Raw genomic sequence first — 21,981 nt, 5'->3', positions numbered from 1 at the left:
CTAAAAATTACATTTGGTTACACATGCTTTCTTTTTGCAACCCGATTGGGACATTGGTATCATTTTCGTCCTAGATTAACCCGCCTGTGAATGGAACACTGCGTTCAGACACAGGACGACACCAATCTATCAACAATAGTTCCCAAAGAATTATTGGCGGCAGTGGCAAAGGTGTCCGAATAACACCAATGAGGGTAATAATGATGAAGCGCAACATTCTTGCAGTGGTTATCCCGGCTCTGTTGGCTGCTGGTGCAGCAAACGCAGCTGAAATCTACAACAAAGACGGCAACAAGCTGGATCTGTACGGCAAAGTTGACGGTCTGCACTACTTCTCCAAAGACAAAGATAATGACGGCGATAAGACCTATGTTCGTTTTGGCTTCAAAGGTGAAACCCAGATTACTGACCAACTGACCGGTTACGGCCAGTGGGAATACAACGTTCAGTCCAACCACTCCGAGTCTCAGGGCACCGAAGGCACCAAAACCCGTCTGGGCTTTGCCGGTCTGAAATTCGCTGACTACGGCTCCTTCGACTACGGCCGTAACTACGGCGTACTGTACGACGTGGAAGGCTGGACCGATATGCTGCCAGAGTTCGGTGGCGATACTTACACCTACTCCGACAACTTCATGACCGGCCGTACCAACGGCGTTGCGACCTATCGTAACAACAACTTCTTCGGTCTGGTTGACGGTCTGAACTTCGCTCTGCAATACCAGGGCAAGAACCAGAACGACGGTCGCGACATCAAGAAACAAAACGGCGACGGCTGGGGTATCTCCTCTACTTATGACATCGGCGAAGGCGTAAGCTTCGGTGCGGCATACGCATCATCCAGCCGTACCGATGATCAGAAAGACCTTTCTACCGCTAAGGGCAAGAAAGCTGACGCATGGACCGTGGGCGCGAAATACGACGCCAACAACGTCTACCTGGCGGCCATGTACGCAGAAACTCGCAACATGACCCCATACGGTGAGTCTGACTTCTCTATCGCTGACAAAACTCAGAACTTCGAAGTGACCGCTCAGTACTAGTTCGATTTCGGTCTGCGTCCAGAAGTATCTTACCTGCAGTCTAAAGGTAAGGATCTGGCTGGCCGCACCGCGCACGGCGCTCGCTTCGACGGCGGCGACGCTGACCTGGTCAAATATGTTTCTGTTGGTACCACTTACTACTTCAACAAAAACATGTCCACCTATGTTGATTACAAAATCAACCTGCTGGATAAAAATGAATTCACCGAAGCTAACAAGATCGCTACCGATAACATCGTTGGCGTTGGCTTGGTGTACCAGTTCTAAGTTGTCTCGCTTAACGGCGGTTTACCGTCGGCTAAGTTAAAAAACAGGGCTTCGGCCCTGTTTTTGTTTGTGTCAGCCGGTAATTTTTTATCCTGCCAATTTCTCCTTCCCCATCATTTTTTCTGCCTAATACTCCCCCTTCGCAAGATCGCGGTGTTTTTATCGCAAACGGTTGGCAAAGCCGGTAACTGGCGTTACCCTGATGCTTCTGTCTGCTTAACTCCGAGATTTGGAAGCACCTGACATGTTTGAAAAAATCACCGCCGCACCCGCCGACCCGATACTGGGCCTGACCGATATTTTCCGCGCCGACGCCCGCCCGAATAAAATCAATTTAGGGATTGGCGTTTATAAAGACGAAACCGGTAAAACCCCGGTGCTGACCAGCGTAAAAAAAGCTGAGCAGTATCTGCTGGAAAATGAGACCACCAAAAACTATCTCGGTATTGAGGGCATCCCGGCGTTCGCCAGCTGCACGCAAGAGCTGTTGTTCGGTAAAGAGAGCCCGATCGTCGCCGATCGTCGCGCGCGCACCGCTCAGACGCCAGGCGGCACCGGCGGCCTGCGCGTGGCGGCAGACTTTATCGCTAACCAGACCAGCGCCAAACGCATCTGGATTAGCAACCCAAGCTGGCCGAACCACAAGAACGTCTTTAGCGCCGTGGGCCTGGAAGTGCTGGAATACGCCTACTACGACGCCGCCAACCACGCGTTGGATTTCGACGGCCTGCTGAACAGCCTGAAACAGGCGCAGGCCGGCGATGTGGTGCTGTTCCACGGCTGCTGCCATAACCCGACCGGTATCGATCCAACGGCGGAGCAGTGGGCGCAGCTGGCCGAACTTTCCGTCGCCAACGGCTGGCTGCCGCTGTTCGACTTCGCTTATCAGGGCTTCGCCAATGGACTGGAAGAGGATGCGCAGGGCTTGCGTATTTTCGCCGCCAAACATAAAGAGCTGATCGTCGCCAGTTCCTACTCGAAAAACTTCGGTCTGTACAATGAGCGCGTCGGCGCTTGCACCATTGTGGCTGCCGATGCCGAAACCGCCGATCGCGCCTTCAGCCAGGTGAAAGCGGCGATTCGCGCCAACTATTCCAACCCGCCGTCACACGGTGCGGCCGTGGTGGCCACTATTCTGGGCAACGACGCGCTGCGCGCGATGTGGGAGCAGGAACTGACCGACATGCGCCAGCGTATTCACCGTATGCGTCAGCTGTTTGTGAACACCCTGCAGGAGAAAGGCGCACAGCAGGACTTCAGCTTCATCATCCAGCAGAACGGCATGTTCTCGTTCAGCGGCCTGACCAAAGAACAGGTGCTGCGTCTGCGCGAAGAGTTCGGCGTCTACGCCGTTAACTCAGGCCGGGTGAACGTGGCTGGCATGACGCCGGACAACATGGCGCCGCTCTGTGAAGCCATCGTCGCCGTGCTCTAAAAGCATCGACGCAGGTGACTAGTCCTGATATAGGTTGACACTTTTCAGCCGGATAACGCCCGATGAACCTCATCGGGCGTTTTGTATTTCAGCGACAGGTGCGGCCGCTGTGCGTTGTAGAGGTTCACCGACTCCCTGACCATCTTTTTTGCCTGTACGATGTCTTCTGGCCTGCCGAGCAGGTATTCCGTTTTAAGTATCCCATTTACCCGTTCCGCCAGCGCATTCTGGTAACAGTCATACCCATCCGTCATCGAACAGGTGATGCCATATCTCTGATGTAACGCCTGATATTCCTGTGAGCAGTACTGGATACCCCTGTCCGAGTGGTGCACCAGCGGCAACGTCGTGCGTCTGCCGGCCAGCGCCATTTTGAACGCGCTGGCGACGTGCCGGGTATGCAGACTGTCATGTACATGATACCCCACGATTTTTCTCGACCAGGCATCCGTTACCAGGCTGACATACGCCGTTCCCGTTCTCAGCGGCAAGTAGGTGATATCCGCCACCCATACCTGTTCCGGACGGCTGGCGATGACCTGATTGTCCCCCGCCTTCAGCAGGTTGGGATGACGATAAAAACGATGATGGCTCTGCGTCGTCTTGTGATATGCCCGCTTAGGCATCACCAGTAACCGCGCGCAACGCAGGATACTGAACAGCCGGTCGCGCCCCACATGCAACGCCGGTTCGGGGCGTTGCCGCAACAGGTGATGCAGCTTACGTGTCCCCAGTCGGGGCTGGTGCAAGCGGATGGCCGTCACCTGTTCGACGAGATGCCGGGCCTGCTCCTCTTTGCCTGCTTCACGCTGCAGGGACTGATACCACGCTTGTCGGCTGATGCCCATCCATCGGCAGGCCCGCGTTACTGTGAGTCCCGGTACTTGTGTTTGCGCGATAAGGCGGTTAGCTGCTTTTTTGTCAGCGTGGCGCCAAAGTCGGTGTTCATCACTTTGACGACAGCTTCGAAGAACTGGGCTTTGACTTCAGATTCAGCCAGTTGCTGCTCAAGTTCTTTAATACGCTGTTCGGGCGTCAGGGGAAGTTTGGGCATGTTGCCTCTGCACTTTTGGGTGGAAGGAGAGGTTCGCCAGTCAAGCTGACCGTATTTGCGCAGCCAGTTCATGACGGTTACGTTGCCTTGGATACCATAACGGTCTGTAGCCTGACGGCAAGTCATTTCGCCTTTTTCGACCTGTTCGACGACGGCCAGTTTAAAGGATAGAGAGTAATCGCGTTGTGTGCGTTTAATATACTGGTTCATCACATTTTCCTCTGTGCGTGAGTAAAATGTGTCAACGCTATTCAGGACGGGTCAAGGTCATAAAAAAAGGGGCGCTCTATGCGCCCCTTGATTTTTCCTGCCGGGAAATAATCGTTACCACACCGCCGGCTCTTCGCGCAGGAACGGGTTGGTCTGGCGCTCGTGACCGAAGGTCGACATCGGGCCGTGGCCGGGAATAAAACGCATGTCGTCGCCCAACGGCAACAGTTTGGTACGAATAGAGGCAATCAGCGCCTGATGGTCACCGCGCGGGAAGTCGCTGCGCCCCACGCCGCCGTTAAACAGCACGTCGCCCACCAGCGCCAAACGCGCCTGCTCATTGATAAAGACGATGTGGCCCGGCGTATGCCCTGGACAGTGCAGCACCTTGAGCGTCATCTCACCCACCTGCATCTCATCGCCTTCCGACAGCCAGCGGGTCGGCGTCAGCGGCGCGCACTCTTCCAGTCCAAACATCCGGCTCTGCGCCGGCAAACCGTCCAGCCAAAACGCGTCTTCTTTATCCGGGCCGTAGATCGGCACCTGATAATGGTCCGCCAGCTCCGCCGCCGCACCGACGTGATCCAAATGGCCGTGCGTCAGCAGAATCTGAGTGATCGTCACCCCCTGCCGCGCGACTTCCGCTTTGATTTTCTCCGCTTCACCGCCGGGATCGACCAACGCCGCCTGCTGCGTGTTTTCGCACCAAATCAGGCTGCAATTCTGGCTAAAGGCGGTAACGGGAATAAGATGGTATTTCATAAGGCTCCAACGACAATAACGCCGCGTCCGCAAGGGGCGGCGTTATTCACTGATGGCACAGCGATTACCAGGTCCGAACCGGGCCGGTATCGATGTGTACGAAGTTGCTACGTGGGTAATATCCTACACCACCGGCGCGCATTTTTAACGCCGCTTTACGTATATTACTCAATTGGATGCCTTCGATATGGAAATCCATCGCCTGGCCTTTGGTGTGGTAGCTGTGCTTGGCCACGCCGCGACTATGCGCACGCAGTTCGTTGTTGGTATCTACGGAACGGTATCCGGAGATCAGCTGCACCGGCTTGCTGGTGCCCAGCAGCCCCTGCAGGCGATAGAGGTGATCAAACAAGCGGGGATCGATCGATTTAACCTTGTTGGCGCGATAATCGCGGAACAGATGATTTAGCCGCACCAACTCTTCTTTATTGTAACCTTTGCCGTCAAAGAACTCGGCTTTAATAGATTCACCGGTATTCAGGTTATTCAGCACTAAAATACGCGGTCGAGCGGTGGAAAGACTGGCAAACGCCTGCCCTGGAAGCAGCGCTATGCCCATAGCGGCGCCACCTAGCGCCAGCCATTTACGGCGGTGATGATCAATTTTGTCCATGACTCTATTAAACCCGGCAAGAATGTCAAAATAAATGCACAAAGCAGCGCACTGTCCGAACCATAACCGCCTGCGTATGCTGAGTCAACCCGCGATACGCCTAGGTTTACAGGCCCCCGGCGACGAGGGCCTGCGGTATAGCCAAACATTCTGACCGTTATTTATTTATAATTACTGCATTTACTGCATTAATTTTTTGGCCTGAGCCAAAATTTGTGCGCCCGATCGCACCGTATTATCATAATTGTAAATATCTGTACGGAATTGCGGTTGGCCGTCATCCGAAACCCAGGCGGTCAGATAATACAGTTTTACAGGAATACGCTGGCGAATATTCACATAAGTGGTATTCCCCTCTTTCAGCGTGGAAGACACGCGGCTGTTGTTCCAGCCGGCGTCCTGCAGCAGCATATTCGCCAAATCGGAAGCCTTATTCACCCGCACGCAGCCGGAGCTGAGTGCGCGGATATCTTTCTGGAACAGGCTGTGGTTCGGGGTATCGTGCAGGTAGATGGCGTCCGAGCTCGGCATATTGAACTTGAAGCGCCCCAGCGAGTTGGTGGCACCCGGCGCCTGACGGACGCGGTACGGGAAGTTGCGCGCAGAAACCATACTCCAGTCGATCATCGCCGGGTTGATCACTTCCGCATCGTTGCTCCAACCCGACAGTACCGTATAGCCGTGTTTCTGGAAGTAATTACCGTCGCGCATCGCCTTCGGCACAATGTCCTCGCGCACCAGCGTGGTCGGCACGTTCCACGGCGGGTTGACCACCACGTTGTTCAACGCGCTGCTCATCAGCGGCGTCTTACGGCTCGGCCGCCCGACGATCACGCGGGAAGACAGCACTTCATTGCCGTTCTGGTAGTAGGTCAGCGAGTAGTTGGGAATATTCACCATAATGCCGGTGCCGACATGCCCCGGTAAAATTCGCAGGCGTTGGATATTCAGCGCCAGCAGCGCGGCGCGGGTTTTCGGTGACACGTTGAGCCACTCACGGGTGCGCACGCCGATCACGCCGTCCGCCGTCAACCCCTGCCATTTCTGGAAGCGCTTGACGCCCTCCACCAGCTCATTGGTATAAAGATTGTCGCTCACCACGCTGCCAATCTGCGGCGGCGTCTGCTCCGCAGTCAACTCCGTTACCGGCGCCGCCGATGGGCTGACCGTCACGCGGCTTTTCTCTTCGTCTACCGTCAGCCCGCCATCGTCGGGCTCATTGCTCTTCGCCGAGACCACCGCCGGTTCCGGCTCCGCTTCCGGCGCCGAGGCAGCCAGCATGCCGGTACGCGTCAGGATCTCACGCAGCGCCGGGATATCGTTGCTCATTTGGCCTGGGCGCAGGCTCGGGCCGCTGCCCACCTGTGGCCACGGACGATTGTCCGCCAGCATGTCGCGCAGCGCCTGATGCATCTTGGCGTATTGCGGATGCTGCGGCGCGAGCGAATTCACATAGCTCAGGGTACGCGCCTGGCGCACCGCCAGTTGCCATTGGTTGATCACCGCGGTGGGCGGCAAGCCAAGCTTGTAGGGAATATTGCTGTACAGCCAGTTGTTGCCGTTGGCACCGATGGCAGAGACGAACTGTAAATAGCCCAGCATCGCATCGGACAGCACCGCATCGCGGCCCGCTTCACTGAGCGCCGGATCGGTCAACATTTTCACCCATTGGGTAAACTGCGGCTGCACGCCGGACATCGCCAGTTCGGCCAGCTGCTGCTGAAACTGCTGAACGGCTTCGCGATCCTGCCACATCGGCTGCATGTGATTCGCCGCATACAGCGGTGCCAGCGTGGAAAGGTAGTGCAAATCCATGCCGCGCGGCAACGCGGCCAGCAGCTCAGAACGGCTCTGCGCAACGGACATGCCTGCTGATGCCACCGGCAACGCCGTGACGGTAGCCGATGCGGAAAACGACAACACAAGACTACAGGCGATAGCGCCACTCAGCGCCAAACGTCGTAGAGAGTTTCCCTTTTTAAGCAACATCCCTTGCCCCCTGTATGCTCACAAAAAAAACGTCAAAAACTGCATATAGTTTCAGTATACAAACAGAAAGGCCGTTTCGCCCTGCGGGCGTCGAATAACTGTTTATGTGATTAAACTAACCGCTTTTCAACGGATAAAAAAGCAGGACTATCATCCACGCGCACAAAAAAATAGCCACCCTGCGGCGGCTATTTTCGGATTTTTAGGGCGTTTTTCTGCGTTACGGCGTTTCAACCGGCGCAGTACCCAGCGCTGGCGGCTCGCCGGCGAAACCGCGCAGCCCCACCACGTGCACATGCTCGTGGTTCTGGAACACTTTACGCACCAGTTTATAGGTGGTGCCCTTCTCCGGACTGATGTTTTCCGGCGCCGCGATGATCAGCTGCATCTCCAGACGGTCGCACAGTTCGAACAGCGTAGCGATCGACTTGGCGTCCAGACGCGCCGCTTCATCGAGGAACAGCAGGCGACACGGCGAGATGTCTTTACCGCGCAGGCGGCGGGATTCTTCTTCCCAACTCTGCACCACCATCACCAGGATTGACATCCCGGTACCGATGGCTTCACCGGTAGACAACGCGCCGCTTTCCGCACGCAGCCAGCCGTCGGAGCCACGGTATACCTCCACTTCCATCTCCAGGTAGTTGCGGTAGTCCAGCAACTCCTCGCCGATGGTCTGTGGCGTGCGCTGCCCCATGTCGATCTGCGGATTCAGGCGCTGATACAGCTTGGCCAACGCTTCGGAGAAGGTCAGACGGTTGCTGTTGAACAGATCCTGATGCTGTTCCTGCTGCTCGGAGAGCACGTCCAGCAGGGTGGCATGCGCTTCGCGCACATTGACGTTCAGGCGCACGCTCTTCACCTGGCCGAACGAAACGGCCTGCAGCCCCTGGTTCAGCATGCGAATGCGGTTCTGTTCGCGCTGAATGGTTTTGCGAATGATGTTGGCCACGCTTTTCGAACTGATCGCCAGCTTCTGCTCGCGCGCGGTCAGCTCTTCGGTCAGACGGCCCAGCTCGATTTCCATCTGTTCGATGGCCTCGACCGGATCGTCGGTGCGGATGATGTCCTGACGGATGCGCTCGCGCAGGTGCTGGTACACCGCGATATAGAACTGAATCTTACGCTCCGGCCGCTTCGGATCTTCCGACAGGCGCAGCACGTCGCGCAGGTGTTCGTTATCTGCCACGGCCAGACGCAGCGCACCGAGCGCCTTATCCGACATCGAGCGCAGCTCGTCGCCATCCATATACGCCAGCTCGCGGCGGTGCAGGCGGCGTTCCACGCCGTTGTCTTTCACCAGGCGCATCACCGCGCACCAGCCCGCCTTGGCGGTCACCACCTGCTCGCGCAGCTGATGATAATCGCGTTCCAGCTTGCGCAGTTTCTTCTGCAGGCCGTCCATTTCGGCTTCGCAGAAGGTCAGCTGTTTCTCCAGCTGATTGCGGCGAGCGCGGTTGTTGCTCAGCGCCGCATGCAGTTCGTCGCGACGCGCGCGGGCGCGCGCTTCGGCATTGGCGTCGGCCTGCACGCCGATGTCCACCAGCTCCTGGCTCAGCTCTTTCAGCATGTCGCGCTTGGCGTCGTACGAGCTTTTCAGCGAGGCCAGCACCTGGCTGTACTGGGTGAACTGGGTTTGATACTGACGCAGTTGCTCACGGGCGCGGGCGCGTTCGGTTTCCGCCTGCTCCAGTCGCTGGCGCAGCTTATCGTTCAGATCGTTGTTGGCATTCTGCATGCCGGCAGAGTCGGTGTAGCTGAAGTGCGCGCGACGCTGCACCACTTCAGTCAGCGCGAACGCCTGCTGTTTAGCCTGACGCTGCACGCTTTGCGCCTGCGCGTAGTCCTGCTGCAGCTGTTCATGCTGCTGCGGATCGCTCTGCAGCACCGACAGCAGCGGTTCCAGCTTGGCCAGCGACACGCCGTGCTGTTGGATATGACGCGCGGCGTCCTGCGCTTCTTCCAGCTCTTCGCGGATCTCGTCGACGCGGTCCTGCAACGTTTCATCGTTCAGCAACGACACCAGCGGCATCAGGCGGTTGAGCGCGGAAATGCCCTCTTTGGCCTGTTCATACTGCTGACGCTGCTGCTGGTTCTGCGCTTCGTGATTGTTCAGCGCACGTTCGATCTCGCCACGACGGGCGTTCAGGCCGCGGATCTCCGCTTCCGGGTCGGCGTCGAACGCCACCGCCAGATGGGTACCGATAAAGCGGCTGAAAGCCTGGTGCGAGCGCTGGGTTTTCTGCACGTCGAACGACAGCGTGGCGTAGCGCTCCGCCAGCGTTTCACGCTCGGCATGCAGCACTTCCAGACGGTTTTCGCGCGCCGCGCGGCCGAACAACGGCACTTCCGGATAACGGGAGTAACGCCACTGGCGATCGGCGATCTTCACCACCACCGCTTTGTCCTGCTCTTCGACGGCGAACACGCTGTCATCGAACGACTGCGGATCCCCTTCGATCAGGTAAAGATCTTCCGGGCAATCTTCCAGCCCTTCAAGCATCTCACGCACCAGCGACAGATCCGGCACCACGATAGCGTGGCGCGAAGGGCCGTACAGCGCCGAGAAGTAAGGCGCGTCGTCGATGGTGACGTCATCGTAAATTTCCGACAGCAGCACGCCGCCGAAACGTTCGGCCAGCGTGACCAGGCGCTGATCTTCCGCGCCGCCCGGCTGGCTGAGACGTTCGATCTGCGCTTCCACTTCACGTTTGCGGGCCGCCACTTCGTCGCGCTCGACGGTGGTTTCACGCTCGCGCTCCAGCAGCTGCTGCATGTATTCGGTCACCTGCTGGCTGTTTTCCAGCGGCTCTCCGCTCTGATCGCTGAGCTGGCCCAGGGCGTCCTGCGCCGCCAGCCACACCGGCGCGCGCGCCGTCAGCTCACGGATGCGCTGCTGGATCTGCTCCAGTTCCTGGCGCATCTCCATGCGGCGTTCGCCGGCTTCGCTGACGTTCTGCGTCAGCGCTTCCAGGCGCTCTTCCAGCTCCTGCTGCAGCATATCGAGATCGTCAGGCTGGTACTCTTGGCCATGGCGTTTGCAAAACTCTTGCAGCAGGCGCTCGGCGTCCTGCTGCGAGCGCAGACGCTGTTCCAGTTCGCTCAGGCGCAGGCGCAGCGGCTGAACGCGCTCGGCGAGGTGCTGCTGCGAAGGCCAGTCGCGCAGCAATTCGCGCGCGCACTGCCAGGCTTCGCTGCGGCTGACCTGGCCGGCGATTTTCCCCACCAGCTGATAGGCCTGTTCGAACTGGCCATGCGCGGCGTCGGCCACGCTCAGCTTCTGTTCCAGCATCAGCAACGCTTCGGTCGCTTCCTGTTCGCGGGCCTGGAAGGTGTCCAGCCACTGTTCGGCGTTATCTGCAGTCAGATCCGGCAGTTGGCACAGGGCGCGTGCGCGCTCCAACGCCTGCAGCGCCTGCTGGTACTGAATGGCGCGGGTCTGCTGCACGTCGAGCGCCTGCTGGTAGTCGGCCAGCTGGCTCTTCAGCTCATCCACTTCCAGCTCGGCCGCTTCGGCGCGCGCTTCGTTTTCGGCCTGTTGCTCGCTCGCCTCGGCCACCACTTCGTTCTGCTCTTCCAGACGGTAGGTCAGCTCTTCCAGATCGGCTTCATAGCGTTCGATCTTCTCCTGCTGACGCATCGCCGTCTGCACCAGATTCAGGTGATCGCTGGCGGCCTGGTAATCGGTTTCCAGATCGGATTCGGCACCGCTCTGTTCGCTCAGCTCACGCGCCATTTCCACATGGCGATACTGTTCAGCGGCCAGCTGCTTGCGGCTGCCCAACAGATCGCTGCGCAGCGCCAGCGCGCCGTCCAGATGGATGCGGCGTTCGTTGGCGTGGCGCATATAGTCCGCCGCCACATAGGAAGTGGCCTCGGAGATCAGATGTTTGAACAGATCGCGGTCCGACTGGGTGACGCGAATCGCCTCCAGCGTCATGCGGTTTTCGCGCAGCGCCGCTTCCATGTCCTGGAACGCCTTGCGCACGCCGCTGTTTTCCGGCAGCAGGTAATCGCGCAGCGAGCGGGTGATGGCGCTGGAAATACCGCCGTACAGCGACGCTTCAATCAGACGGTAGAACTTGCTGCGATCGGCGGACGAACGCAGACGCTTCGGGATCACGCCCAGATCGAACATCAGCGAGTGGTAATCGGTGATGGAGTTGAACTGCTTGAACTGCACCCCCTCCATCTCTTCCACGCGATCCTTCAGCTCCTGCAACGACAGCACGCGCGCCTGGCGCTCACCCACGGTCTGGGTCAGCAGCTCGGTCGGCTGCACCGCGGTCGGCAGGCCCTGGATGGTGAACGGTTTGATGTCGACCTTGCGATCGCGCCCCGCCACCTGCTGCAGACGCACGCCCACCACCACGCGCTGGTGGCGCGAGTTGACGACGTCGAGAGTCGAGTAACACACGCCGGCGCGCAGCTTGCCATGCAGGCCTTTATCGCGCGAGCCGCTGGTGGCGCCCGCTTCGGTGGTGTTACGGAAGTGCAGCAGCGTCAGATCGGGGATCAGTGCGGTGACGAAGGCCGCCATGGTGGTGGATTTCCCTGCCCCGTTACCGCCGGACAGCGTGGTCACCAGCTCATCCAGATCAAAGGTGCGGGCGAAGAAGCCGTTCCAGTTAACCAGCGTCAGCGAGCGAAATTTACCGCGTTCAATCATTCCTGTTCATCCTCTGCACCGTCAGGAGCGTTATCAACCTGCTGATCCTCAGCCTCATTCTCATCGTTCAGCGACAGGCTGGTTTCAACCGGCATCGCCTCGCCGTCGCGAATCATGCGCAGCTGCGCTTCACGCGGATCGTCGCCGCTGCGCACGTCGGCACCGAAGCGGAACACCGCCTCGGTAATGCGGAACTTGCTGCTGTCATTGCCCATGAAGTAGACCATGCCGAGGCGGCGAAGGCGGTTCAGCGAGGTGCGCACCTTCTCGTGCAGCTTCTGCCGATCGAGATCCGAGCCGGTGGAGCGCTGGTTGACGAACTTCAGCAGCTTGTTCTCATCGGCCAGGCTCAGCAGCTCGTCGTACAGCTCCTGATGGCTGAAAATGCCCTCATGCGCCAGGCGCTCGGGGCTGAGATACAGGTAACACAAGATTTTACCGACCATCATATCCAGCTCGGACAGCACCGAACGCGGGATCAGCGTGGTGGAGCGCGGGCGCAAATAGAAGAAACCTTCCGGCGCCCGAATCAGCTCGACGCTGTAACGGGTGTAAAATTCTTCCAGCTCATCCTGGAAATCCATTAAAAAGGCGTGGTTGTCCAGCTCATCGATACCGATGTGACGACCCGCGCGCAGTTGGCTGTCCAGCGCCGGGAACAGCGAGTTGGACAGTGCCTTGGCCAGCTTGACTGGCATTACTTGTTCAATATTTGTCGATGACATGGGCCTGGACCTTGGCTCCGTAATCATTGATTGCCTGCCATTCCGCCGGCAACCCTGAGAAATCTGCTTCAGCCACACCGAGGCGCACTGCCTGGTCGACCACTAAGCGTGCCACGTCGAAATGACGCGCACGCGGATATTGCGCCAGATAATCGCGCATCACCGCTGCAAGGTTGAGCGGCATCTGCTGTTCCTGATACACCTTCAGCGCCTCTTCGATCATTGCCGCCAGCTGTTCGCGAATTTCGCTGAACTCTTCGAACTCCAGATCCGGCGGCAGTTCCCCGGTTACTTCCTCGCTGCGCAGCGCCAGTTCTTCGTCGCGCATGTCCAGCAGGCGATCGGCATTGGCATGGGTCAGCGCCCACGGGTGGTCGAAATAGGTTTGCACCGACTGGCGCAGGCGTTGGGCGAACACGCGGTTTTTATCCATATCGATAGCGGTACGGATAAATTTATGTACGTGGCGATCGTAGCCGATCCACAGGTCGATCGCCTGCTGGCCCCAGCTGATGATGCGATCAAGCTTGCTTTGCAGATCGAACACCAGCTTGTCGACAAAGCCCAGCTCCACGTTGCCGAGGGTCGCGTCCTGGATACGCAGCAGGTTGGCCTGCAGCTTATCGCCCGCCGCATCCAGCGTATCCTGCAGCTCGCGCAGGGTGCCCGAGGTTTCCGACAGCAGCATCTCGCAGCTGGAGATCGCCGCCCGCCAGTCTTTGCTCAGCAGCGCCGCGATGTCGTTTTTCACGCTCTGCTGCTGCTCGTCCATCACGCGTTGGGTCATGTCGATGCTGTCGAAGATTTCCGCCACCGAATATTTCAACGGCGCGAACACGTTGCGGTGCCAATGGAAATCGTCGCCGCCCTCGTCGGCGGCGTCGGCGGCGCGCTTGAGTTCCTGCGCCACGATCGACAGCTGCATCGACAGACGCAGCGTGGAGAATTCGCGTTGGCGAATATAGTAATCGGTAATGCCGATACCCAGCGGCGTGAGGCGGTAAATCGCGTTGCCGTCCGCCAGTTCGCTGGTAAAGCGGTTCAACAGGCGCTGGCGCACCATGTCGTTGATCGCATTGTTGGCGCGCATCGCCACCGTTTCATGCGTCTGTTCAAAACCCTTGCTGACATGGCGAAATGCATCAACCAGCTCACCTTCGCTCATCTCGCCGTCCAGCCGTTCGCCGTTCAGGGTGGCGATGGCGAGCAGAAATGCGAGACGCTCCGTAGGGAGCGAAATAGAGAAATCATTTTTCCGTGCCCAGGCGACCAGTTCGGGTACTGTCTGGGAAAATTCACTCATAGTTCGTCCTTCAGGTTTGGTTTATGCGCCATGACGTGAATATAGCGCCCCAAACTCACGTACGGCTCCTGCCGGCAATAGTGCTGTTCAAGCGCCAGTAACTCTTCAAATTTTTGTGTTTGCAGCTGTCTGCTCTGCAGATAGTCGTGGAACACCCGCACGCCGGTTTTGCCGCCGATGCGCATGCCCAGCTGTTCCAGCCAACCGTAGACCAATAGCGGATCGTGCGGATATTGCGGCGACAGCGAACGCTTGCGGCGCCGCCTGACCTCGGGATCCACCAGTTGGAAATTACCCAACACCACGTTGCGCATCAAGAGGCCGTTGGCGTTGAAGAACATCAGCGACAGCGCGCCGCCCGGCGTCAGGCAGTCATACAACGCCTGCAGCGCCGCTTCGGGCTCGGCGATCCATTCAAGCACTGCATGAAACAATATCAGATCAACCGGCTGTTCCAAATGTTGAGCGATATCCTGCGCAGAACTTTGTACGAATTGCATGTTCTGGCTCACACCTTTCTGCTCAGCCAGCTGCGCGGCGCGCTGGATCATCTCACCAGAAAGATCGCACAACAACACCTGATGTCCTAATTCTGCCAGCTGGCAGGCCATATGGCCTTCACCGCCCCCGGCGTCGAGGATGCGCAGCGGCCGCTGCGGCAACTGCGCCAGCAACCCGGTCAGATCCTGCCAAACCACCGCCTGGCGAATTTTTCCTTTCGTGGTGCCGTAAATATTACGCGCAAATTTTTCAGCAATATCGTCAAAATTGCGATCCTGCATGGACAACGGCTCCGCTGATCTCATTCTTGTCGGCGGCAAAGCGCACGCCTATTCAAACCTGCTATTTTGGCACAGACTGGCTTAGAATGTATCTTCTTGCGGCCGGTTTATGCCTGGATGCCGATTTTTCACCCAAAAGGATCTGATTTTCGATGCTGTTCAACCTGAAAAAGTTCTTTGGCGCCATGCTGATGCCGCTGCCGCTGTTGATGCTGCTGATGGGGCTGGCGCTGCTGCTGCTGTGGTTCACCCGCTGGCAAAAAAGCGGTAAGACGATTTTTACGCTGAGCTGGCTGTTTTTACTGCTTTTCAGCCTGCAGCCGGTGGCCGACCGGCTGCTGCGGCCGATCGAAGCCCAATACCAGACTTATCGCGGCAACGATCCGGTCAGTTACATCGTGGTGTTGGGCGGGGGCTATACCTACAATCCCGATTGGGCGCCCAGCTCGAATTTGCTCGGCAACAGCCTGCCGCGCGTGACGGAAGGCGTGCGGCTTTACCTTGCACATCCCGGCGCCAGAATGGTGTTTACCGGCGCATCCGCCGGAAGCATGCAAAGCAACGCCGCCACGGCGGCGCTGGTGGCCGAAAGCCTGGGCGTGCCGCGCAGCGATATGGTGATCCTGAGGGAACCGCGCGATACCGAGGAAGAAGCCGCTCAGGTCGCCAAGTTGGTCGGCGAGCAACCGTTCATTCTGGTGACCTCTGCCAACCATCTGCCGCGCGCCATGCGCTTCTTCGAGGCGAAAGGCCTGCACCCGATCCCGGCGCCGGCCAACCAGTTGGCGATCGACTCGCCGCTGAATATCTGGGATCGCGCCACACCGTCCTCGATGTTCCTCGGCCATACCGAACGTGCCTGGTATGAAACGCTGGGCAGCCTGTGGCAGTGGCTGAAAGGCGCGGATCGCGCCGGCGCCGAGTAAGGCCCGTTCAACCGGCCAGCCAGGGCAGCAGCTGTTGCGACGCATAGTCGAACGGCCGCCGCTCCAGCTTGCCGGTATGAACCAAGCGCCCTACCGCTTCCCACACCACATACAGCCAGCGCCGCGCCAGGAAAGCGTCGGCGACCGGCGCGCGCTGCAGATAGCGGAATAGCAGTTGGCTGGGCATACCCGCCTCGCACAGGCGGAAAAGATCGTATTCACGCGGCGCCCACAGCACCACGCCGGGATTAAGCATCGCCAGCAGCTGATCGCTTTTGGGATCCTTCAGCATGCTGCGCAGCGACAGGTTACCGTGCACCAGAACACAGGGATCGTCGAAGCCGACGAAGAAATGGGTCAGCGTTTCGCGCGTGCGGTACAGCAAACGCCGATCCGCCATGGTCAGCTGCGGGGTGGTGAGATTGACTACCGTCGCCCACAGCACTTCGACCCGCTGTTGATACCAGCAAAACCAGTCGTTCTCCTGCGTGCTGTCAACGCTGCCGACGCTGCCGTGGCTGTCGATGCGGTGCCAGGCCAATATCCCGTCAACGATCTGTTCCATCAGCATGTTCCAGCGATCCGGCGAGCGCGTCGGCGCTTCAGCCGACACGCCGCGCAGGCGCTCGATCAGCAGGATTTCCTTATACGGCGTCTGTTGAGTACATACCACGCCGTACACCGTGGGCAGCCGAATATCCCCGTCGCGCGCCAGCATCGACAGCTTGTAAGCCTCCTGCTGGGCGATGCCTTGACAGATAAAGCTTTTCGCCATCAGCGGGATCGCGTTGCCCTGCCGATCGTACAGCGAATACATATGCGCATAAGGCTGCTCGCTCACCCGCTCCAGCCGGCTGATGGACTCACCCAGCACAATGCTCAGTTCGGCGCGTAACTGCTCCATAAGGCATTCACCTCAGGCTAATAAGGGGGGATGTAACATCATCGAACGGTGAGCGGAAAAATTCTTCAACGCAGATCAACAAAACGGGGAACAATCATGGGGATTGCATCGTCGGCGCGTTGCGCGGCGCGCCGACGAACTCAGGCTCAGGGTTGGATGCTGTCGCGCACGCGCTGGAGATCTTCCGGCGTATCGACCCCCACGCTCGGGATCGCTTTCGCGACCGCCACGTGGATTTTTTCACCGTACCACAGCACGCGCAGCTGTTCCAACAGCTCGATCTGTTCCAGCTGGCTCGGCGCCCAGCTGACGTAGCGACGCACGAAGCCGGCGCGGTACGCGTAGATGCCGATATGACGCAGCAGGCTGTCGCCGATGCTCTCTTTCGACGCGGCGAAACGCTCACGGTCCCACGGAATGGTGGCGCGTGAAAAATAGAGCGCGTAGCCCTGCGCGTCCATCACGACCTTCACCGCGTTGGGGTTGAAAGCCTCTTCGACACTCTCGATCGGCACCGCCAACGTCGCCATGCCGGCCTGGCTGCCCGCCAGGTTCTCCGCCACCTGACGCACGATCACCGGTGGGATCAGCGGTTCGTCGCCCTGCACGTTAACGATGATCTGGTCGTCGGCAAAGCCGTAGTGCGCGATCACTTCCGCCAGCCGCTCGGTGCCGGAATGGTGATCCGGGCTGGTCATGCACACTTCGCCGCCGGCGGCTTCCACCGCTTTGGCGACTTCAGGATGATCGGTCGCCACGATGACGCGGCTGGCGCCGGACTCGCGGGCGCGCTCCATCACGTGTACCACCATCGGCTTGCCGTGAATATCGGCCAGCGGTTTACCCGGCAAACGGGTCGAGGCGTAGCGGGCGGGAATAATAGCGATAAAACTCATGCGTGCTTCTCATCCAGCGACAGCGCACGCGCTTCATTTTCCAACAGCACCGGAATGCCATCGCGCAGCGGGTAAGCCAACCCGTCCGCTTTGCACACCAGTTCCTGGTTTTCTTTATTGAAATAGAGTTTGCCGTTGCATACCGGGCAGGCAACGATTTCGAGTAAACGGTGGTCCATGCATCCTCCGTAAGGGGATAGGTCATCTGGGAAAGGCTGTGAGGATAGCATAACGCCCGGCCTCAGGTTAATCACCGGTGGCGCCAACCCACCGATATTTCCTCATCGCGCGGGGGCAACAGCTTGAACTGGGGCGCATCCCGGCGTAGAATTTTGTGATGTAAATCACAAAAAAAGTCCGTGATACGTGATCAAACGTCTGCATAAAATCATCGCTCTGTTCGCTAACTTCAGCCACTGAGCCCCTTTGTAACGAGCGGCGCTGAACTTCGTTTTACCCACCGACGGCGTCGTTCGTTATCCCACTTCCCAGCCGGCCCCCCATTCAGCGGCCAACGCCGCCGGAATGTCGCCCAGCGCGACGCGTTGCGCACCGTGCCATTTGGCCGTACGCGCGATGGCCTGCCGGATATCCTGCGCCCGCTGTTTGCCGAAGCGCACCTGCGGCTCCGCATGGAAACTGATGATCTCGAACACCCCCTGGCGACGGTGCGCCTTGGCGTCAATGCGCCCCACCAGCTCACCGCGGTGCAGCACCGGCAGGGTGAAGTACCCATAGCGGCGTTTTTCTTTCGGCGTATAACACTCCAGCCGATAGTCAAAGTTGAACAGCTCCAGCGCCCGGCGCCGATCCCATACCACCGGGTCAAAGGGGGAGAGCAGGCTGGTGACCGTCGATTTGAGTTTGCCCTGTTCCGCCAGCGGCAGCAGTTCCGCCAGAGATTCATGCACATAGAACGGCCCTTCCAGCCCCTCTACCTGCACTGGCGTAATCTCCCCCTGCTCCTGCAGCTCTGCCAGCAAGGCTTTTGGCGCCACGCGTTTCAGCCGATAGTAATCTGCCAACCATTCAGCGCGAAAGATACCCAGATAGCGGCAGGTGCGGCGCAGCATCTGCCTGCGCGCCTGCTCCGCAGGCAGCGTATGACGCGCATCGTCCCAGGCCGGCAGCAATCTTTCGGTCAGATCGTAAACCCGGTGGAAGTTGCGGCGTTCGGCTACCATCAGCTTGCCGGCGGTAAACAGGATCTCCAGGTGTCGTTTCTCCGGTTTCCAGTCCCACCATCCGCTGTTGCCCTTTTTCTCGGCGCTGAAATCGGCGGAGCGCACCGGCCCCTGTTGTTCGATGTGCCGCAGCAGGCTGTCCATCGCCGCCTGGTGCTGCTGCACCCAGTCGGCTGAATATTTCCAGCCCATATCATGAGGCGCCAGCATGCGGTGCCGCAGCAAACCAAAATCATCAATCGGCAGGAAACAGGCTTCGTGCGCCCAATATTCGAACAGCTTGCGGCCGGCAAGCGCCTGCTCCAGCCACTCCGACTGATAGGCGCCCAAACGGCTGAACAGCACCAGATACGGGCTGCGGGCGACGACGCTAATGGTATCGATTTGTAACAGCCCCATGCGCTGGATCGCGCTCACGACGTCATCGGGCTTAGCCTGGCGTTTAAGCGGAGAAAGCAGCCCCTGGGCGGCAAGGTGCAGCGCGCGAGCAGCGGTAAGGGAAATTATCGGGGTGGTCATCCTGATATCCGTGGCAAGTAGGCAGTGGCCTGATAATAGTGGATATCGAGGGATTTATCTTCGCCAGTGCTTGCGGGTGGCGACACCGGCACTGGCGAGGAAGGAGGATGCGATCAGAACGCGATAACGTCTGCCGCGGACAGCCCATGCGAGCTGCGATAGATCGAGAACTCAACGTTCTGACCTTCGTTCAACGACTTATTTTTGGTGTTGGCGATAGCGTTGCGATTGACATAGATTTCGTCGCTGCCATCTACCGGTGAAATAAAACCATAGCCTTCGGCCTGATTAAACCATTTCACGCGGCCCATTTTTAACACAGTATTTTTAAACATAACTTATATCCTTTTACTTGAGCATCCTTGACAACGTCATTTTTTATATTGTCTGGACGCTACCAGCCCATCCTAAAGTTTTTCGTAACAAACCTCTCGTGAGCAAAAAAATAAAAAACCCGCACTAAGGCGGGCTTGTTGAGCTTAATATCTTCCGCATGACTCGGCGCTAAAGCGTCACCATGGTTGTATTAAGATCTCTTATACGCGTTCCCTGTAATCTTACAGAGCAACTACGTTGGCGGCAGCCGGCCCGCGCGGGCTGTCCTGGATGGTGTACTCGACGCGCTGGCCTTCAGCCAGGGTCTTGAAACCGTCGGTCATGATTGCGGAGAAGTGTACGAATACATCTTTGCCGCCGTCGTTCTGCTCAATGAAACCAAAACCTTTGCTTTCGTTGAACCACTTAACCTGACCAGTCTTCTTAGACATTACATTTACCTTTAAATATATTTACAAAACCTGCCATAAGAGGCAATTGGGGCCATTTCAGAAACATTACTTATGGGAGGTACTTAGAAGGTTCGTCTTTGAAGCGGAATCGGATGATAACGTTTTTGGAGGAACTGCTTAACTCTAAACTCGAACATAAATAGGTCTGGATTACAGGCCGACTTGCATTTACTCATAAATCTGGTGAATGCACAAGAGGTTTATTGCATTAAATTCGCCATTACGCCGAATTTATTTTTATCCCCCTGAATACACATGAATTAATTTACCGTTCTTCGCAGCCCATCCACCGCCTCTTCCCCCAGGCCGGCGCATCATTTGTCCGTCTGTGCGCTGCAAATGAGAGCTAACGCATAAAACTCTAATATGCTTGGCGCCTCTATAACAAATCCCAAATCAGATGGCTAAACTTGAGGGGAAAACAAGGCAGACGACTTTTTCGCCAGCACTTTTGCCGCTAAAAACACGATTTTTCAGATTATGCTGAATCAAGGAGCTATGCGCATGACCGCCCAGCAGTTCGTTTCACCTAATGAAATCCGCGCCAGATTCTCCCACGCGATGTCGGACATGTACCAAAAGGAGGTACCGCTGTACGGCGATCTGCTGGAGTTGGTGGCGGAAACCAATCGACAGGTTCTGCGCGAAGATGCCGCTCTGGCTCATCAGTTGCAAATCACCGGCGAGATAGAACGCCTCGCCATGGAGCGCCACGGAGCAATCCGGGTCGGCACTGCAGGCGAGCTGGCCACCCTGCGCCGCCTGTTCCGGGTGATGGGCATGGCGCCGGTCGGTTACTATGACCTGTCGGTAGCAGGCGTTCCGGTGCACTCCACCGCTTTTCGCGCCGTACATGAAGACGCGCTGCAGATCAGTCCTTTCCGCGTGTTCACCTCCCTGCTGCGCCTGGAACTGATAGAAGATCTCGCGCTGCGTGAGCTGGCCGAGCGCTTGCTGGCGCGCCGCCGCATCTTTACCGATCGCGCGTTGGAACTGATCGCGCTGCAGGAAGCGCAAGGCGGATTGAATGCAGCGCAGGCGCAGGAATTTGTCGAACAAGCGCTGGAAACCTTCCGCTGGCACAATCAGGCGACGGTCAGCGCCGAAGAATACCGGCAGTTGCACGATCAGCATCGCCTGATCGCCGACGTCGTGGCGTTTAAAGGGCCGCATATCAACCACCTGACGCCGCGCACGCTGGATATCGATCGCGTTCAACAGGCAATGCCCGGCCGCGGCATTACGCCCAAAGCGGTCATCGAGGGCCCGCCGCGCCGCCGCCGCGCAATCCTGCTGCGCCAGACCAGCTTCAAGGCGTTGGAAGAAAGCGTCGATTTCGTTGAGCACGACGGCCACGCCATCGCCGGTCACCATACCGCGCGCTTCGGCGAGATCGAACAGCGCGGCGTGGCACTGACGCCTAAAGGGCGCGCACTCTACGACCGCCTGCTGCAGGCGACCAACGATGCGCTGCAGGCACCGCCAAGCGAGAAGAACGCCGAGCGCTACTACCAACTGCTGGAGGAAAACTTCCGGGCGTTTCCGGATGATTACGCCACGCTGCGCGAGCAACAGCTGGCCTGGTTCCGCTATTTCCCGACCGAATGCGGCCTGGCGGCCAAAGAGTCGCTGGATAAGCACAGTACCCTGGAGCAACTGCTCGAGAAAGAACACGTTCGCTTCCAGCCGCTGGTGTATGAAGATTTTCTGCCGGTCAGCGCAGCGGGGATTTTCCAGTCAAATCTGGGGGACAGCCGCCACGCACAGTACAACGCCGCTTCCAGCCGGGCTGCGTTTGAACAAGCGTTGGGCAGTGAGGTGATCGACGAGCTGGCGCTGTATCAGCAAACCCAGCAGCGTTCGCTGGAAGCCTGCGCGCAAGCCCTGGGGCTTGTCACGCTGGCATCCTGAG

General features: G+C 58.2%; 16 protein-coding genes and 2 pseudogenes. 4 read left to right on the top strand and 14 right to left on the bottom strand.

Translation table 11 applies throughout. The features are described from left to right. Positions 1 to 200: 200 nt before the first annotated feature. A pseudogene (gene ompC / locus C3F38_RS11140) lies at positions 201 to 1,310 on the top strand (porin OmpC). A gap of 244 nt (positions 1,311 to 1,554) precedes the next feature. Then, a complete protein-coding gene (locus C3F38_RS11135; RefSeq protein ID WP_019454526.1) occupies positions 1,555 to 2,745 on the top strand; it encodes an amino acid aminotransferase in 1,191 nt (396 codons plus the stop codon). 18 nt (positions 2,746 to 2,763) lie between these two features. Here the strand turns inward: C3F38_RS11135 and C3F38_RS11130 are convergent. From C3F38_RS11130 to cmoM, 8 genes and pseudogenes are all read right to left on the bottom strand, one after another. Then, positions 2,764 to 4,009: pseudogene (locus tag C3F38_RS11130) on the bottom strand (IS3 family transposase). Positions 4,010 to 4,123: 114 nt separating this feature from the next. Beyond that, positions 4,124 to 4,771: an MBL fold metallo-hydrolase gene (locus C3F38_RS11125; protein WP_038880818.1), complete on the bottom strand. Its 648-nt coding sequence runs from the start codon at positions 4,769 to 4,771 to the stop codon at positions 4,124 to 4,126. Positions 4,772 to 4,835: 64 nt separating this feature from the next. Then, on the bottom strand, positions 4,836 to 5,384 hold the full coding sequence (locus C3F38_RS11120; protein ID WP_025302289.1) for a YcbK family protein: 549 nt from the start codon (positions 5,382 to 5,384) through the stop codon (positions 4,836 to 4,838). Positions 5,385 to 5,564: 180 nt separating this feature from the next. After that, a complete protein-coding gene (gene ldtD, locus C3F38_RS11115; RefSeq protein WP_071934059.1) occupies positions 5,565 to 7,373 on the bottom strand; it encodes a L,D-transpeptidase in 1,809 nt (602 codons plus the stop codon). 220 nt (positions 7,374 to 7,593) lie between these two features. Further along, the gene (gene mukB / locus C3F38_RS11110) at positions 7,594 to 12,042 is read right to left on the bottom strand and encodes a chromosome partition protein MukB (RefSeq protein WP_055316248.1); all 4,449 of its coding nucleotides are present in this window, start codon (positions 12,040 to 12,042) and stop codon (positions 7,594 to 7,596) included. Then, positions 12,039 to 12,767, bottom strand: coding sequence for a chromosome partition protein MukE (gene mukE / locus C3F38_RS11105; RefSeq protein ID WP_033637863.1), 729 nt, complete (start codon positions 12,765 to 12,767; stop codon positions 12,039 to 12,041). Before mukE ends, mukB begins: the two co-directional genes overlap by 4 nt. Beyond that, on the bottom strand, positions 12,748 to 14,070 hold the full coding sequence (gene mukF, locus C3F38_RS11100; protein WP_004928228.1) for a chromosome partition protein MukF: 1,323 nt from the start codon (positions 14,068 to 14,070) through the stop codon (positions 12,748 to 12,750). The genes mukE and mukF overlap by 20 nt, the downstream gene beginning before the upstream one ends. Further along, positions 14,067 to 14,852: a tRNA uridine 5-oxyacetic acid(34) methyltransferase CmoM gene (gene cmoM / locus C3F38_RS11095; RefSeq protein ID WP_015377334.1), complete on the bottom strand. Its 786-nt coding sequence runs from the start codon at positions 14,850 to 14,852 to the stop codon at positions 14,067 to 14,069. The genes mukF and cmoM overlap by 4 nt, the downstream gene beginning before the upstream one ends. A gap of 152 nt (positions 14,853 to 15,004) precedes the next feature. Here cmoM and elyC point away from each other — a divergent pair, with 152 nt between their 5' ends. After that, positions 15,005 to 15,778 (top strand): envelope biogenesis factor ElyC, encoded by a 774-nt coding sequence (gene elyC / locus C3F38_RS11090; protein WP_038880809.1) that lies wholly within the window; start codon positions 15,005 to 15,007, stop codon positions 15,776 to 15,778. A gap of 7 nt (positions 15,779 to 15,785) precedes the next feature. Here elyC and C3F38_RS11085 read toward each other — a convergent pair whose 3' ends face one another. From C3F38_RS11085 to C3F38_RS11060, 6 genes are all read right to left on the bottom strand, one after another. Further along, the gene (locus C3F38_RS11085) at positions 15,786 to 16,682 is read right to left on the bottom strand and encodes a YcbJ family phosphotransferase (protein ID WP_038880806.1); all 897 of its coding nucleotides are present in this window, start codon (positions 16,680 to 16,682) and stop codon (positions 15,786 to 15,788) included. Between the two features lie 146 nt (positions 16,683 to 16,828). Then, positions 16,829 to 17,578 carry a 3-deoxy-manno-octulosonate cytidylyltransferase gene (gene kdsB / locus C3F38_RS11080; RefSeq protein WP_038880803.1) on the bottom strand — a complete coding sequence of 250 codons (750 nt, stop codon included), beginning with the start codon at positions 17,576 to 17,578 and terminating at the stop codon, positions 16,829 to 16,831. Beyond that, entirely contained in the window at positions 17,575 to 17,757 is a 183-nt protein-coding gene (locus tag C3F38_RS11075; protein WP_004928237.1) for a Trm112 family protein, read from the bottom strand. The genes kdsB and C3F38_RS11075 overlap by 4 nt, the downstream gene beginning before the upstream one ends. A 297-nt stretch (positions 17,758 to 18,054) precedes the next feature. Next, positions 18,055 to 19,281 carry a winged helix-turn-helix domain-containing protein gene (locus C3F38_RS11070; protein ID WP_055312003.1) on the bottom strand — a complete coding sequence of 409 codons (1,227 nt, stop codon included), beginning with the start codon at positions 19,279 to 19,281 and terminating at the stop codon, positions 18,055 to 18,057. Between the two features lie 113 nt (positions 19,282 to 19,394). Then, complete coding sequence (locus C3F38_RS11065) at positions 19,395 to 19,616, bottom strand: cold-shock protein (RefSeq protein WP_004928241.1); 222 nt, start codon at positions 19,614 to 19,616, stop codon at positions 19,395 to 19,397. Positions 19,617 to 19,838: 222 nt separating this feature from the next. Further along, a complete protein-coding gene (locus C3F38_RS11060) occupies positions 19,839 to 20,048 on the bottom strand; it encodes a cold shock domain-containing protein (RefSeq protein ID WP_019454537.1) in 210 nt (69 codons plus the stop codon). 525 nt (positions 20,049 to 20,573) lie between these two features. Between C3F38_RS11060 and C3F38_RS11055 the strand changes: the two genes are divergently transcribed. Further along, positions 20,574 to 21,980, top strand: a complete 1,407-nt coding sequence (locus C3F38_RS11055; protein WP_055312002.1) for a VOC family protein — start codon at positions 20,574 to 20,576, stop codon at positions 21,978 to 21,980. The last annotated feature ends 1 nt before the right edge of the window (position 21,981 follow it).

Origin of the sequence: Serratia sp. SSNIH1, from assembly GCF_002935055.1 — a bacterium.
Lineage (GTDB): Bacteria > Pseudomonadota > Gammaproteobacteria > Enterobacterales > Enterobacteriaceae > Serratia > Serratia nevei.
The sequence above is the reverse complement of the archived record's forward strand: the minus strand, read 5'-3'. Positions and strand labels throughout refer to the sequence as shown.

Bases quoted from the DNA above. Each gene is read 5' to 3' on its own strand.
- C3F38_RS11060 (WP_019454537.1), bottom strand. From the start codon at position 20,048: ATGTCTAAGAAGACTGGTCAGGTTAAGTGGTTCAACGAAAGCAAAGGT.
- mukF (WP_004928228.1), bottom strand. From the start codon at position 14,070: ATGAGTGAATTTTCCCAGACAGTACCCGAACTGGTCGCCTGGGCACGG.
- C3F38_RS11135 (WP_019454526.1), top strand. From the start codon at position 1,555: ATGTTTGAAAAAATCACCGCCGCACCCGCCGACCCGATACTGGGCCTG.
- C3F38_RS11075 (WP_004928237.1), bottom strand. From the start codon at position 17,757: ATGGACCACCGTTTACTCGAAATCGTTGCCTGCCCGGTATGCAACGGC.
- C3F38_RS11055 (WP_055312002.1), top strand. From the start codon at position 20,574: ATGACCGCCCAGCAGTTCGTTTCACCTAATGAAATCCGCGCCAGATTC.
- elyC (WP_038880809.1), top strand. From the start codon at position 15,005: ATGCTGTTCAACCTGAAAAAGTTCTTTGGCGCCATGCTGATGCCGCTG.
- C3F38_RS11065 (WP_004928241.1), bottom strand. From the start codon at position 19,616: ATGTTTAAAAATACTGTGTTAAAAATGGGCCGCGTGAAATGGTTTAAT.
- C3F38_RS11120 (WP_025302289.1), bottom strand. From the start codon at position 5,384: ATGGACAAAATTGATCATCACCGCCGTAAATGGCTGGCGCTAGGTGGC.
- C3F38_RS11125 (WP_038880818.1), bottom strand. From the start codon at position 4,771: ATGAAATACCATCTTATTCCCGTTACCGCCTTTAGCCAGAATTGCAGC.
- cmoM (WP_015377334.1), bottom strand. From the start codon at position 14,852: ATGCAGGATCGCAATTTTGACGATATTGCTGAAAAATTTGCGCGTAAT.
- ldtD (WP_071934059.1), bottom strand. From the start codon at position 7,373: ATGTTGCTTAAAAAGGGAAACTCTCTACGACGTTTGGCGCTGAGTGGC.
- mukE (WP_033637863.1), bottom strand. From the start codon at position 12,767: ATGTCATCGACAAATATTGAACAAGTAATGCCAGTCAAGCTGGCCAAG.
- kdsB (WP_038880803.1), bottom strand. From the start codon at position 17,578: ATGAGTTTTATCGCTATTATTCCCGCCCGCTACGCCTCGACCCGTTTG.
- mukB (WP_055316248.1), bottom strand. From the start codon at position 12,042: ATGATTGAACGCGGTAAATTTCGCTCGCTGACGCTGGTTAACTGGAAC.
- C3F38_RS11085 (WP_038880806.1), bottom strand. From the start codon at position 16,682: ATGGAGCAGTTACGCGCCGAACTGAGCATTGTGCTGGGTGAGTCCATC.
- C3F38_RS11070 (WP_055312003.1), bottom strand. From the start codon at position 19,281: ATGACCACCCCGATAATTTCCCTTACCGCTGCTCGCGCGCTGCACCTT.